Raw genomic sequence first — 13,490 nt, 5'->3', positions numbered from 1 at the left:
CTGGTTCGGCGCTGCTGTTGTGATGCCGGGACAGGGCTATCGGTTTGCGCCCCGAGCGTCTTCTCCCCGGTGGTCACCGCGCAGGACGCGGTCGACCAGGTCCGCGCGCAGGGCGCCGTAACCGGTGGCCGCCCACACGCTCTCGGCGGCGGGCACGTCGTAGTAGGGCACCTCGTCGCCCCGGTACCGAGCGGGCAGCACCCGGGGGCGGCTCCGGTCCCGCACCGCTCGGGCGCAGTCGGCGCACAGCGGAACCCGGACGCTGCGGGTCCCCCCGAACTCGCGCCACTCGGTCCGCTGGGTGCGGGTCCCGTGCAGTGGGTTGGCGTAGCAGTGCACGCGCGGTTTCGTGGACCGGGCGCGGCTGCGGGCGATGGCGTCCTCGGCCATGTCCAGCAGGACCAGCACGCCGACCGCGTCGGGCAGGGTGGGTTCGGTGGCCGTCATGCGGTCGTGGACCCGGGCCGCGGCGGCGCGGGCGTCCAGGGCGTGCTGGAGGAGCCGGGTACCGTCCTCCCCCTTGGATTCCGAGCGTAGACGGCCCAGTCGCTCGCCCAGTTCGACCAGGTCCTTGGCGCCCCGATCGACCAGCCGGTCCAGTTCGGCGCGGTCGGCGTTGTCGAACCCCGCGTGCTGAGTGACGGCCAGCGCGGGCATCGAGGGCACCCGGGTGCGGTAGTGACGCCAGCCCAGTCCGGCGGCGAGCAGCAGCGCCAGAGCGGCGACGGAGGGCCACAGCCAACCGGGCGGGGCCGTGCCGCCCTCCTCCTGGTCCTGTGCGCTGTCCGTGGGCGAGGGCTCCGGGGCCGGATACTCCCGCTGCGCGTCGTAGGCGTCTCGGGCGTCCTCGAAGGCGCCCTGGGGGTCGTCGGACAGCGTGGTCTCGACCGAGACCCGGACCACGGTTCGCAGATCTCCGCTGAACTCCGTCGCGTAGGAGGAGGTCAGGGCGCCGTAGTGAGCCGGTTGGCCCTGATCGCCGCCGAAGTCCGTGCCGTACATGCTGCCGTTGTCGAAGACCAGGTAGTGCCCCTGGCCGCCGCCCGAACGGTCGTGGACCAGCGCGGCCAGGGTTTCGGGCTCGCCATCCCAGGTGTCGCCGTCGGCCAGGGGCACCGCGACCACGCGCAGCGGCAGCTCGGAGTCCTCGATGAGGGAGGCGACCTCCTCCTGGGCGTCCTCGGGGAAGGCACTGGCGTAGGCGGGGTCCACATGCACCGGGGATCGGGCCAGGGAGTCGGCGATCGTCTGTGCGGCGTTGTCGCCCTCCTGCGCGGCAACAGGGGCAGCCATCAGGGCCGGCGGCAGAGCCAGGGCCGCGGCGATGAAGGCGGTGGGACTACGCATCACGTTCCTCCAGGATCCCGTCGATGAGGACGCGGTTGGTCGATCCGTAGTTGGTGCGGACCCAGACCCGGTCCAGTTTCAGGTGCGGGACCCACGCGCCGTCCACGCGCACTTCCAGTACGCGGCGGGGCCGGTCGCCGTCGGGGAGGGCGGTGCAGGCCTCACACAGCGGGCGGCGGCCGGGGACGACGAGGACCTGGCCCTGTCGGCGCGCCTGACCGTGCAGCGGGTTGGCCGAGCAGACCGGCCGTCTGCTCCGCTGCACGTCTCCGGCGATCGCGGCGCGCGCCCGCCCGGCCAGGACCGTGGCGCCGAGCAGATCGAGGGCGTCCGCGGGTCGGCGCAGCACCACCAGGGCGGCGTCGGCGTCGCGCATGGCGGCCGAGGGCACCAGCCCTTCCGGGGCCCGCTCCAGCTCCCGGACCATGGCCCGGGTCTCGGCGATCGCGAGCTTGCGCAGGGCGCGTGCGCTCATCCGCGTCCGGGGGCTGCCGCCCTGCCTGCGTACCCGGCGCACGGAGAAGACCACCAGGAAGACAGCGCCGAAGAGCATCCCGGAGAACAGCGGACCCACCACCAGCAGGCAGGGGAAGAAGCCGTCGCCGAAGAAGCGTTCCGAGCGCGGCCCGGGGTCGTACACGTAGCTGTCCGCGAACGGCGGGGCGGCGTCCGGCCGGCCGGGGGCGCTGGGCACCTCCGCCAGTCCGGACAGGGCCGCTTCCAGGGCCAGGGCCGGGGTGGCCTCCTCGATCCCCCTGGTGAGGCGGCTCAGGTCGTAGGGGTCGATGCCCAGCCCGGTGGAGGCGGCGGCAACCTCGACCCGCCCGTCGAAACCCGGCACGGCCACCAGGTAAAGGGTTTCCTCGTCGGTGAGCGCGGCCAGGGCGTGCGCCAGGACCTCGGGGTCCGCCGCGGACTCATCACTCCGGTGCATGGGCACGACCAGGGCGCGGACCGGGAGCCGGGCCTGCTCCAGCTGCTCGGCGGTGGCCGCCAACCCCTCCCGGTCCATCGGGAGCAGCGGTTCGACGTGCAGGGGCGCCGAACCCAGTTCAGTGAGCAGGCGTTCGACGCGGTCGGTGCGGGTGACGTGGGGCGGTTCGGAGCGGGTCTCATCGGAGCCGGCTCTGGTCTCGAACCCGCCCTCGGGCACGCTCATCATGTAGGCGTAGGGTCCGGCCACGCTCAGCCCGCCCAGCAGCAGAGTGACGACCAGTACCCCGGGGACCTCGAAGGCGCCCGTGCGGCCCTCGTGGACCCGCCACCAGATCCAGAAGCCACCCGAGGCGAGCAGGAAGCCCGCGACCAGACCGGTCAGGGTGCCCAGGTTCTCCGCGCCCACGGAGTCGGTGGGGTCGACGTCGTCCAGGAACGCCTCCCAGAAGGCGGCCGCGGCACCCGGTTCGTCGTCCTCGTCCCCGGCGTCCCCGGAGTCCCCCGGGTCAGGGTCGGTCACGGGATCGGCTCCCGAGAGGCGCTCGACGATGACCTGGGCGGTCTCGTCGATCCTGGAGTCGTAGCTGAGCCGGGGGTCGTCGTACAGTCCGCGAAGCATGTCCCGGACCGGCAGGTCGCCACCGCGGACCCGCGCTTCCTGGGAGTAGGCGGATCCGGGACGCAGGTGCACGTACAGGCCGTCCCGCCCGAAGCGGTCGGCCACCGAGGCCAGCACCGAGTCCGTGTCCCAGCCGCCCTGGCCGCCGGGGAAGGGGCTGACGATCACGTGGTAGGGCATGTCCAGGGAGGAGAAGAGCCGGTGCAGCTCCTCCTCCAGCTCGGCCACGTCGTAGTCACCGGCCAGAACGTCGTCGACGACCACCGCCGCGCCCTCGGGGCGTTCGGCGAGCTCGTCCGCGTAGTACTCGGCCGGGGTCGGCGCGCTCTCATACAGCTCGACCGACTCGGGAGAGGGCTCGGCCGAGGCGGCAGGAGCCCCCGCGAGTACGGCGAACACGGCCGCGGCGCACAGCGCCAGGGCCCGTATCGGCAGGTCCGCGAACCGCGGAGGGGGTCCAGTCCTGGGGGACGAGGGCATGCGCCCGAGCATATCCGCACTTTTCAGCCGGACCGGAACCCGGGGAGAGCATTCGGGAACCGATTCCGCCCCTGGTCAACCCCGGTGTTCCCCACGCAGCACCCGCTCCACGAGGTCGCTCTGGAGGGTGCCAAACCCCGTCGCCGCCCACACGCTCCGCTCCGCGGGGACCTTGTAGTAGGGCACGGTGCGACCTCGGTCCCGATCGGGCAGGACGTTGGGGCGTCTCCGTGTGCGCACCGCCTCGGCGCAGTCGGCGCACAACGGTACAGCGGTGACACGGGTACCGCCGACCTCCCGCCAGTCCACCTGCTCGGTGTTGGTCCCGTGCAGCGGGTTCGCGTAACAGTGCACACGCATCTCGGGCGCCTCGCCGCGGCGCCGGGCCACGGCCCGGGCGTGGTGGTCCTCGGCCAGGTCCAGCAGGACCAGGACCCCCACCGACTCCGCCAGGTCGGGGTCCTCCCCCGCCCCGTCGTGGACCCGGCGGGCCGCCGCGTGCGCGTCCAGGGCCCGGCGCAACCGCGGGGTGTTGCGCACTCGCTCTCCGCTTGTGGCCAGGAGCCGGCCCACTTCGGTGAGGCGGTCCTCCGCCCTGGCCCGCAACTCGTTGATCCGGGCCAGATCCGCGTTGTCGAAGGCCGCGTGCTGGCGCAGGGCGGGCAGCGGCGGGAGGGCGTAACGACGCCAGATCAGGAACAGGAGCCCTGTCACGGTCAGGGCGAGCAGCACCCAGGGCAGCGGTGCGGCCCAGGGGCCGGGCGACAGGAAGGATACGGGAAACTCGGGAGAGGTGGGGGTCATGGTCTGCGCAGCAGCTCCTGGGCACGGACGGTGCCGCGCGATCCGTAGGCGTTGGCGGTCCACCGCGCCCTGCGGGGCGAGGCGAAGCCGGAGGGTTCACCCGCCACGTTCGGGTGCAGCGAGTAGTAGCGGAAACGGCTCTCCGGTGTCCGGGGCAGGCACCACGAGCACAGGGCTTCGAGCCTTTGGGGGCCTTTGAACATGTTGGTGTCGCCCAGGCCGGTGGAAGGCCCGTGCAGGGGGTTGGTGTGGCACACCCGGGCGTCGGGGTCCCCGGGGCGGACGCCCAGGCGGCGCAGGACCCGGCCCGAGATGACGAGGGAACCGACCAGATCGATCTCGTCCGGACGCCCGTGGAGCAGTGCCAGGGCCACGTCCGCCTCGCTCAGCGCCCGGAGGGTACGCGGGTCCTCGGCCGGGGCCTCCTCCAGGGCCCGGGCGAGGACCGCGGCCTCCCTGCGTGCCAGAACGGCGAGTCGACGCCGGCGCAACGGGCTCAGGGGGTGGCCCTGACGCTTCTTCGGGTAGCGCAGGCCGAGCAAGGTCCAGAGCAGCACGAGAACCTCGCCACGGAACCACTCCCGGGCGGCCCAGGCAAGCGCACAGGCGTGCAGCCGGGTCCGGGAGACGACCGCGCACACCAGCGGCCCGACCAGGAGAAGGCCGTAGACCAGGCCGGTTCCCAGCGAACCCAGGACAGGGGCCCAAACAGTGTCGGGATTGGCCGACAGGTACAGCAGGGGCGCGGGCAAGAACAGTACGGGCGCGACCGTCAGGCTCCAGGCCGACCGCCGCGGGCTCCACTCGGCCTCGGCCGGAGCGTTCGGGGTCCGGAGCGCGTACCCCCACAGGTCCAGAACGAGAGCGGAACCGGCCACGGCACCGGCCAGCACCCCCAGCAGCAGGGGGTCGTGCGCCGTTCCCGGCACGGCGAGGAACGCCCAGACCAGGGCAGCCGACACCAGAAGGGTGACACGGGGAAAACGGAGCACGTTCAAGAACATAGCGGCACACACGGGGAAGGGCCGCCACCGTCGGTTGGACGGTGGCGGCCCTCGATGCACCGCGCTCACGCCTGTTGGGCGCGGGCGGCGGTCTGGGGAACTACTGCTTGGCGATCAGCTGACGCAGAACGAACTGCAGGATGCCGCCGTTGCGGTAGTAGTCGGCCTCACCCGGGGTGTCGATCCGCACCACGGCGTCGAACTCGACACCGGTGTCGGTGGTGACCTTCACCGTGCTGGGGACGCGGCCCTCGTTGAGCTCGGTGATACCGGTGATGGAGAAGGTCTCCTCGCCGGTCAGGCCGAGGGAGTCGGCGGACTGGCCCTCCGGGAACTGCAGCGGGATGACGCCCATGCCGATCAGGTTCGAGCGGTGGATGCGCTCGTAGGACTCGGTGATGACCGCGCGCACGCCCAGCAGGCTGGTGCCCTTGGCCGCCCAGTCACGCGAGGAACCCGAGCCGTACTCCTTACCGCCCAGGACGACCAGCGGGGTGCCCTGCTCGGCGTAGTTCTGCGCGGCGTCGTAGATGAACGACACCGGCGCGTCGGCCTGGGTGAAGTCGCGGGTGTAGCCGCCCTCGGTGCCCGGCGCAATCTGGTTGCGCAGGCGGATGTTGGCGAACGTACCGCGGATCATCACCTCGTGGTTGCCGCGACGGGAACCGTAGGAGTTGAAGTCGCGACGCTCCACACCGTTGGCCTTGAGGTACTCGGCCGCCGGGGTGCCCGGCTTGATCGCACCGGCCGGGGAGATGTGGTCGGTGGTGACCGAGTCGCCCAGCTTGGCCAGGACGCGGGCGCCGGAGATGTCGGTGACCGGAGCGGGCGTCTGGCCCATGCCCTCGAAGTACGGGGGCTTGCGGACGTAGGTCGAGTCAGCCTCCCACTCGAAGGTGTTGCCGAGCGGCGTGGGCAGCTCGCGCCAGCGGTCGTCACCGGCGAACACGTCCGAGTACGCGGAGGCGTACATGTCGGAGGCGATCGCGGAGTCCATGACCTCCTGGATCTCCTCGGCGGTCGGCCAGATGTCGGCCAGGTAGACGGGCTTGCCGTCGCTGCCGACACCCAGGGGCTCGGTGGTGATGTCGATGTCCATCGACCCGGCCAGCGCGTAGGCGACCACCAGCGGCGGCGAGGCCAGGTAGTTCATCTTCACGTCCGGGTTGATCCGGCCCTCGAAGTTACGGTTGCCCGACAGGACCGCGGAGACCGCGAGGTCGTTGTCCTGGACCGCCTGCGAGATCTCCTCGGGCAGCGGGCCCGAGTTGCCGATGCAGGTGGTGCAGCCGTAGCCGACCAGGTTGAAGCCCAGCTTGTCCAGGTACGGGGTCAGGCCGGAGCGCTCGTAGTAGTCGGTGACGACCTTGGAGCCCGGGGCCATGGAGGTCTTGACCCACGGCTTGCGGGACAGACCCTTGTCGACCGCCTTCTTGGCCAGCAGGGCGGCGCCCAGCATGACCGAGGGGTTCGAGGTGTTGGTGCAGGAGGTGATCGCGGCGATGACAACGGCGCCGTGGTCGATCTCGGTCTCGGTACCGTCGGCCATGGTGACCTTGACGGACTTGTGCGGGCGGGCGCCGTTGGCGGACTGGGCCGGAGCGTCGGAGGCCGGGAAGGACTCCTCGCCCGCCTCGTCGGCGTCGTCGGAGACGTAGTCGCTGATGTCGTGGCGCCAGGTCTGCTTGGCCGCCGACAGCGCGATGCGGTCCTGCGGGCGCTTGGGACCGGCGATGGAGGGGACGACCTCGGCGAGGTCGAGCTCCAGGTACTCGGAGAACTCGGGCTCGACGGCCGGGTCGTGCCAGAAGCCGTTGGCCTTGGCGTAGGCCTCGGTCAGGGCGACCTGCTGCTCGGAGCGGCCGGTCAGGCGCATGTACCGGATGGTCTCGTCGTCGACCGGGAAGATCGCGGCGGTGGAACCGAACTCCGGGCTCATGTTGCCGATGGTGGCGCGGTTGGCCAGCGGCACCGAGGCGACGCCCTCGCCATAGAACTCGACGAACTTGCCGACCACACCGTGCTTGCGGAGCTGCTCGGTGATGGTGAGCACGAGGTCGGTCGCGGTGGTGCCGGGCTTGAGCTGGCCCTTGAGCTTGAAGCCGACCACGCGCGGGATGAGCATGGAGATCGGCTGGCCGAGCATGGCGGCCTCGGCCTCGATGCCACCGACGCCCCAGCCCAGGATGCCCAGGCCGTTCTGCATCGTGGTGTGCGAGTCCGTACCGACACAGGTGTCGGGGTAGGCCTGACCCTTGCGGTCCATCGTGACCCGCGCGAGGTGCTCGATGTTGGCCTGGTGCACGATGCCGGTGCCGGGCGGGACGACCTTGAACTCGTCGAAGGCGGTCTGGCCCCAGCGCAGGAACTTGTAGCGCTCGTAGTTGCGCTCGTACTCGATCTCGACGTTGCGCTCGAAGGCGTCGGGGCGACCGAAGAGGTCGACGACCACGGAGTGGTCAATCACCAGCTCGGCGGGGGCGAGCGGGTTGATCTTGTCCGGGTCACCGCCCATGTCGCGGACGGCCTCGCGCATGGTGGCGAGGTCGACGACACAGGGGACCCCGGTGAAGTCCTGCATGATCACCCGCGCGGGGGTGAACTGGATTTCCTGGCTGGGCTGCGCCTTGGCGTCCCAGTTCCCCAGAGCCGTGATGTGCTCGGCGGTGACGTTCGCACCGTCCTCGGTCCGGAGGAGGTTCTCCAGCAGCACCTTCAGGCTGTAGGGAAGTCGGTTGTAGCCCTTGACGGCATCCAACCGGAAGATCTCATACGACTCGTCGCCAACGCGCAACGTGTCACGGGCGCCGAAGCTGTTCGCGGACACGGTGTCTGCCTCCTGATCTCGCCACTTTGTCCCCAGCATCCTCCCCCATGGGATGGACGCGGGACCTACTGAGGCCGCCCTAACCGGATCACCGGGGCACGGGGTTCACGGGTGAACACTCCCGCCGCCTCCATCATCCTTCAGGGCCGCTTTGACCTGCGACGACGCCACATCGTCGCGGGTCGCGACCCGCAGGCCGCGGACGTCCGAGGGTCCGGGGCGCGGCGCCGAAAAGCGGTCGACCTCACACACCCGAACCGGGAGCGGGTCGGGGGGAACCCCGCTGTTATCTTGACGTCAAGTTATCTAACTTGTATCTCGATATCAAGTTATCGGGTGGGCCCCCAGCCCCCGCGGGCACCCCCGATACTCGGCCCCTTTCAATCCGATCCTGCCCGACGGCTCAGTCCAGCTGCGGGACCACCGACGAAGCCACCAGCTCCAGGTGGTCCAGGTCAGACATGTCCAGGACCTGCAAGTACATCCTCTCAGCACCCGCCTCGCCGAACTGGCCGATCCGGTCCACGATCTCGTCGGGGCTGCCGGCCAGACCGTTCTGGCGCAGCTCCGACACCTCGCGACCGATCCGGGCGGCCCGCTTGGACACCTCGGCCTCGTCGCGCCCCGCGCACAGGACCTGGGCCGCCGAGTACACCATCGGCACGGTACGGCCGGACGCCCGCACGGCGTCGGCCGTACGGTCGAAGGCCTTCTCCGTGTCCTCCAGCGAGGAGAACGGCACGTTGTACTCGTCGGCGAACTTCGCCGCCAGCCGCGGGGTGCGTTTCAGGCCGGTACCTCCGATCAGCACCGGCGGACGCGGCCCCTGCTGTGGTTTGGGCAGTGCCGGCCCCTCCGCCAGCCGGTAGTGCCTGCCCTCGTAACGGAAGGTGTCCCCCACCGGGGTGGACCACAACCCCGTGATGATGTCGAGCTGCTCCTCGTAGCGGTCGAAACGTTCGCGCGCGGAGTCGGGGAAGGGGATCCCGTAGACCGCGTGCTCCTGCTCGAACCAGCCCGCGCCGAAGCCGAACTCGACCCGGCCGCCGCTCATCCGGTCGACCTGGGCGACGGAGATGGCCAGCGGCCCCGGGTGGCGGAAGGTCGCCGCAGTCATCAGGGTGCCCAGCCGGATTCGGGAGGTGTCCCTGGCCAGACCGGCCAGGGTGATCCACGCGTCAGTGGGTCCGGGGAGCCCGCTGACGTGGTCGCCCATGGAGAGGTAGTGATCCGAGCGGAACAGGGCGTCGAAGCCCAGATCCTCGGCGGCTCTGGCAATGGCGAGCTGGTCCTCGTAGGTGGCCCCCTGCTGGGGCTCAAGGAAGATCCTCAGGCGCATACGCCCCAGTTTCTCCCACTCCACCGGCCTTTCCGAAACCGCCGCGCGGGTACCGTGGAAAAGCCGTGGTCAGCGCCGGGGCCACAGGTGGACAAGACCGGTGCGACGCCAACACGCCGCCCGGGCAAAGTCTGGTCGACAGCGCGCAGAACCGCGCCCCCACCCGCAGAACCGTTCCGCCGCACCCTCGCGATAGCAGTCCACGTGAAGCTTCTCCGCCGCGCACGACGCCGCGTCCCCGTCTACGGACCCGACAGCACCGACACCGTGCTGCTCTCCTCCGTGGCCGCCGGGGAGACCGACGCTCTGGAGATCCTGCACCGGAGGCACGCACCCTGGCTGCGCGCCCGTCTGCGCTACCGCTGTTCCGACCACGACCAACTCGACGCCGCCCTCCAGGAGACCTTCCTGGCGGTGTGGCGCAGCGCCGGGTCCTACACCCCGCGCCCGGGCGACGACGACGCCGGGGCCTGGCTGTGGACCATCGCTATCCGCCAACTCATCTCACAGCTGCGCAAACGCTCCAACCGGTGGATCGCCGAGAGTGAACCCGAACCGTACGAGACCATCGGCGACGCGTCCGCGGAGGACACCGTGCTGCTCAACATCGAGCACGGCCCGCTGGGCGCCGCCCTGCACGACCTCTCCCCCGAACTGCGCTCCGCGATCCAGGCCACCGTGCTCGACGGCCTGACCGTGCGGGAGGCGGCGGAGATCCTCCAGATACCCGAGGGAACCGTGAAGACACGGGTCATGCGCGCCAAGGCGCGGCTACGGGAGGCATTGACCACATGAGCACGAGCTGGCACCTGACCCACGACCAACTCCACCAGTACGCGAACCACACCGCCGACGGCGTCACCGCCATGTCCGCCGAAGCCCACCTGACCCACTGCGCCCGCTGCCGTTCCCTGCTGCCCGCAGACGAGGCCTGGCTGGACCGCAGCTGGGCCGACCTGCGCGACGTGGTCGACCAGCCCCGGCGCGGCCCCGTCGAACACCTGCTGACCGCGATCGGCCTGCACGAGAGCACCGCCAAGCTGCTGGCTGCCACACCGCAGCTGTACCGCGCCTGGCTGACCGCCACTGTGCTCGTCCTCGTCATGGCCCTGACCGTGGCGCACGAGCTGCCGCGCGGCTCGCTGCTGTTCGCCTTCACCGCGCCGATCGTCCCCCTGATCGGGGTGGCCCTGGCCTACGGCCGGGGCGTGGACCCCGCGCACAGCCTCACCTCGGTGACCCCCCTGTCCGGGTACCGGCTGCTGTTCATACGCACCGCCGCCGTGCTGGTGCCCGCGCTAACGTTGTGCACCGCGGCGGCGTTCCTGATGCCCTCGGTCTCCACCCTGCGGGAGGCGGTCTTCTGGCTCCTGCCCGCGCTGGCCATGGTCGCCGGGTGTCTGGCGCTCAGCCAGTGGATGTCGCCGAGCACCGCCGGGGGCCTGGTCGGCGCCGGCTGGCTGCTCGCACTGGCCCTGCTGGGCGCCGCCGACAGCCTCGACCCGTTCGTGCTGTTCGCCCCCACCGCCCAGGTCGTGTGGGCCGCCGCGCTCACCCTGCTGGTCGGAGTTCTCCTGATCAGATTGAGGGCCGCGTGAGCACCGGGAACGACATCAGCGACAGCGGAGTGGGCGGTGGCGGGGCGGGCGGTCCGGGCACGGCCCGGGTCAGCGTGCGCGGACTGGTCCGCAGCTACGGGACCCGCCGGGCCCTGGACGGGATCGACCTGGACCTGGGCCCGGGGGTGACCGGCCTGCTGGGCCGCAACGGAGCGGGCAAGACCACCCTGATGCGCTGTCTGGCGACCGATCTGGAGGCCACCGGCGGCCGGGTGCGAGTGTTGGGCCGCGACCCGGAGCGGTCGGCCGAGCGCACCGAGATCCGCCGGCGGATGGGCTACCTGCCCCAGTTCCCGTCCTTCTACCCGCACTTCACCGTGTTCGGCCTGCTGGACTACATGGCGGTCCTCAAGGAGCTGGGCGGGCGCCGCGAACGCCACGAAGAGGTCCGCCGAGCCATGCGCGAGGTCGACCTGTACGACCGCAGACACAGCAGGATCCGCCGACTGTCCGGGGGAATGCGCCAGCGCCTGGGACTGGCCGCGGCCCTGCTCGGCGGCCCCGAACTCCTGCTGCTCGACGAACCCACCATCGGGCTGGACCCCGAACAGCGCATCCGTTTCCGCGACCTGGTCTCCGAGCTAGCCGTTCACAGCACCGTGGTGCTGTCCACCCACCAGATCGAGGACGTGTCGGCGCTGTGCCGCAGGGTGCTGTGCCTGGACCAGGGCCGGGTGATCTTCGACGGCACCCCCGGGGAACTGGTCGCCCGGGCCCGGGGCAGGGTGTGGGAGCAGGGTTCGCGACCCGCCGAGGGTGTGACCTCCTGGCGACTGGCGGACGGCCGCTACCGGGTGCTGGTACCGGAGGGTGTCGGCAACCCGGACTCGACGGAGCGCGTCCCGGTGGAACCCTCGCTGGAAGACGCCTATCTCCTGCTCACCGGCGCACGGGGCAGCGTCCGGTGAGTCGCTTCTGGACCTTCTGGGGGCTGACCCGGTTCAACTTGCGGCACATGCTGTCGAGCCCGGTCTTCTTCGTCGGTGTGCCCCTGACGCTCCTGTTCCAAGGGGCGACGTCCTACGTACCGAGTGTTCCGACGGCGACCGACCTCTACCACGAGTCCTCGATGAACGCCATGAGCGTGGCCGCGATCATGTTCGTGGTCACGAGCTTCCCCGCGCTGCGCGAGGTGCGACACTCGACCGATCTGGCGCTTCCCCTGGCCGCGCGCACCCGTCTGTTGTCGTTGTCGCTGGCGGCCGTGGCCCTCACGTCAGCGTGCACGGGGCTCCTGGTCGCCGCTTACCTGCTACGTGCACCGCTCCCGGTCTCCGGTGTGATGAGTCCGTTCACCCTTGCCGGTGTCCTCATGTCCAGCTGGTTCGGCCCCCTGGCAGCGGTGGCCTCTGCGGCCTGGACGCGCTCCTTCGCGCCCCTGATCCTGTTCATCATGCTCATCCCGACCTACCTGCTGTACTCGTTCACGGCCATGGGCAGCAGGGCGGACGTCATCGTCTCGCGCATGAGCTGGGTCGTCTCCTCGGCGATGGTTCCCTTCCAGATGCCCAACCCCGGAGTGACCCTCCTCGGCCTGCTGTACCTGGCGTACGCCGTCCTGCTGACAGCCGCCCTCGTCTGCCTGGCCATGGTCAGGAAGAGCTCAGGCCGGGGTCTGCGGCCGGTCCCGCTGGGCGTGAGCCTACTGCTGGTGGTGGCGATCACCGGGACAGTCGCGCACGGGAACAGGACCTACACCTACGAGTCAGACATCTCGTTCGACCAGCTGCACGGTGCGGAAGCCCCCTCATGCCGCACGAGGGACGGGGTGGCCTACTGCCCCCTGCCCGGCTACGAGTCGTGGGTGGCCTACTGGCACGCCGCACTGTCCCCCGTCCTGGATCGGGTGCCCGAGCGGGAGCGCCACCGTCTGCTCGCGGTGTGGCAGACGGGCAGCGGTATGCGCAACGACCTGGACCTGGCACCCCCCGCACAGTCGATCATCGTCGGTGAGTACTGGGAGACGGACCAGCCCTACTCCGCCAACCTCGTGGTGGCCGACGCCGCCGCGTTACTGGTCGGCTTGCCCCTGTTCCCAATGGACGCGTACCCATGCGGTGCGAGCGGTCAGTCCCGACTGGTGGTGGCGGCATGGCTGGCCGCCGCCGACGAGCAGAGTCCCTGGGAGGAAAAGGTCTTCACCGCGGACAACATGCTGCTGAGCTTCAACCCCGCGCCGGAGGACCTGGCCCTGGCACACGCCCTCCTCGACATGCCCGGGGAGCGGGTCGGGTCGGTGGTGGACGAGCACTGGGACACCGTGACCTCCCCGGAGACCGGGGCCGGCGTACTGGCGGACCTGTTCGACCTACCCGCCCCCGGGGAACCGGGTTTTCCGGAGCCGGACTGGGAAACGAGTTACTGGACCGAGGAGGAGATCGACGAGTGGTGGGGCGAGCCCCTTCCTGTGTGCTCCTGAGCCCCGCGCGCCCCGGCTCACGGCATTCCCGCACGGGGCGCTAATGTGGGGGCGTGAACTATTACTGGCACAAGGTCCTTCCGCCGCTGTGCGCCT

At 70.7% G+C, this 13,490-nt stretch carries 10 protein-coding genes; 4 read left to right on the top strand and 6 right to left on the bottom strand.

All coding sequences use genetic code 11. From position 1 onward, the window contains the following. Positions 1-36: 36 nt before the first annotated feature. The 6 genes from D457_RS0112695 to D457_RS0112670 form a co-directional block, all read right to left on the bottom strand. Positions 37-1,347 carry a hypothetical protein gene (locus D457_RS0112695; RefSeq protein ID WP_017581045.1) on the bottom strand — a complete coding sequence of 437 codons (1,311 nt, stop codon included), beginning with the start codon at positions 1,345-1,347 and terminating at the stop codon, positions 37-39. After that, positions 1,340-3,382: a hypothetical protein gene (locus D457_RS0112690; RefSeq protein ID WP_239646087.1), complete on the bottom strand. Its 2,043-nt coding sequence runs from the start codon at positions 3,380-3,382 to the stop codon at positions 1,340-1,342. The genes D457_RS0112695 and D457_RS0112690 overlap by 8 nt, the downstream gene beginning before the upstream one ends. Before the next feature lie 75 nt (positions 3,383-3,457). Next, entirely contained in the window at positions 3,458-4,186 is a 729-nt protein-coding gene (locus D457_RS0112685) for a cytochrome c oxidase IV family protein (RefSeq protein ID WP_017581043.1), read from the bottom strand. After that, positions 4,183-5,178, bottom strand: coding sequence for a hypothetical protein (locus D457_RS0112680; protein WP_152514230.1), 996 nt, complete (start codon positions 5,176-5,178; stop codon positions 4,183-4,185). Before D457_RS0112680 ends, D457_RS0112685 begins: the two co-directional genes overlap by 4 nt. A gap of 112 nt (positions 5,179-5,290) precedes the next feature. Further along, positions 5,291-8,056 carry an aconitate hydratase AcnA gene (gene acnA / locus D457_RS0112675; protein ID WP_193374496.1) on the bottom strand — a complete coding sequence of 922 codons (2,766 nt, stop codon included), beginning with the start codon at positions 8,054-8,056 and terminating at the stop codon, positions 5,291-5,293. 364 nt (positions 8,057-8,420) lie between these two features. Continuing rightward, positions 8,421-9,356 carry an LLM class F420-dependent oxidoreductase gene (locus D457_RS0112670; RefSeq protein WP_026116589.1) on the bottom strand — a complete coding sequence of 312 codons (936 nt, stop codon included), beginning with the start codon at positions 9,354-9,356 and terminating at the stop codon, positions 8,421-8,423. Positions 9,357-9,560: 204 nt separating this feature from the next. On the opposite strand from D457_RS0112670, the gene D457_RS0112665 reads away from it, so the two are divergent. Genes D457_RS0112665 through D457_RS0112650 form a run of 4 tightly spaced genes read left to right on the top strand, consistent with a single transcriptional unit; the run spans position 9,561 to position 13,394 of the window. Continuing rightward, positions 9,561-10,151 (top strand): RNA polymerase sigma factor, encoded by a 591-nt coding sequence (locus D457_RS0112665; protein WP_017581039.1) that lies wholly within the window; start codon positions 9,561-9,563, stop codon positions 10,149-10,151. After that, a complete protein-coding gene (locus D457_RS0112660) occupies positions 10,148-10,954 on the top strand; it encodes a zf-HC2 domain-containing protein (RefSeq protein WP_017581038.1) in 807 nt (268 codons plus the stop codon). The genes D457_RS0112665 and D457_RS0112660 overlap by 4 nt, the downstream gene beginning before the upstream one ends. A 29-nt stretch (positions 10,955-10,983) precedes the next feature. Beyond that, positions 10,984-11,883 carry an ATP-binding cassette domain-containing protein gene (locus D457_RS0112655; RefSeq protein ID WP_039831260.1) on the top strand — a complete coding sequence of 300 codons (900 nt, stop codon included), beginning with the start codon at positions 10,984-10,986 and terminating at the stop codon, positions 11,881-11,883. A gap of 47 nt (positions 11,884-11,930) precedes the next feature. Continuing rightward, complete coding sequence (locus D457_RS0112650; protein WP_152514229.1) at positions 11,931-13,394, top strand: hypothetical protein; 1,464 nt, start codon at positions 11,931-11,933, stop codon at positions 13,392-13,394. Positions 13,395-13,490: the final 96 nt, after the last annotated feature.

It is taken from the genome of Nocardiopsis valliformis DSM 45023 (assembly GCF_000340985.1).
Classification (GTDB): Bacteria; Actinomycetota; Actinomycetes; order Streptosporangiales; family Streptosporangiaceae; genus Nocardiopsis; species Nocardiopsis exhalans.
The sequence above is the reverse complement of the archived record's forward strand: the minus strand, read 5'-3'. Positions and strand labels throughout refer to the sequence as shown.

Bases quoted from the DNA above. Each gene is read 5' to 3' on its own strand.
- D457_RS0112695 (WP_017581045.1), bottom strand. From the start codon at position 1,347: ATGCGTAGTCCCACCGCCTTCATCGCCGCGGCCCTGGCTCTGCCGCCG.
- D457_RS0112690 (WP_239646087.1), bottom strand. From the start codon at position 3,382: ATGCCCTCGTCCCCCAGGACTGGACCCCCTCCGCGGTTCGCGGACCTG.
- D457_RS0112685 (WP_017581043.1), bottom strand. From the start codon at position 4,186: ATGACCCCCACCTCTCCCGAGTTTCCCGTATCCTTCCTGTCGCCCGGC.
- acnA (WP_193374496.1), bottom strand. From the start codon at position 8,056: ATGCTGGGGACAAAGTGGCGAGATCAGGAGGCAGACACCGTGTCCGCG.
- D457_RS0112670 (WP_026116589.1), bottom strand. From the start codon at position 9,356: ATGCGCCTGAGGATCTTCCTTGAGCCCCAGCAGGGGGCCACCTACGAG.
- D457_RS0112660 (WP_017581038.1), top strand. From the start codon at position 10,148: ATGAGCACGAGCTGGCACCTGACCCACGACCAACTCCACCAGTACGCG.
- D457_RS0112650 (WP_152514229.1), top strand. From the start codon at position 11,931: ATGCTGTCGAGCCCGGTCTTCTTCGTCGGTGTGCCCCTGACGCTCCTG.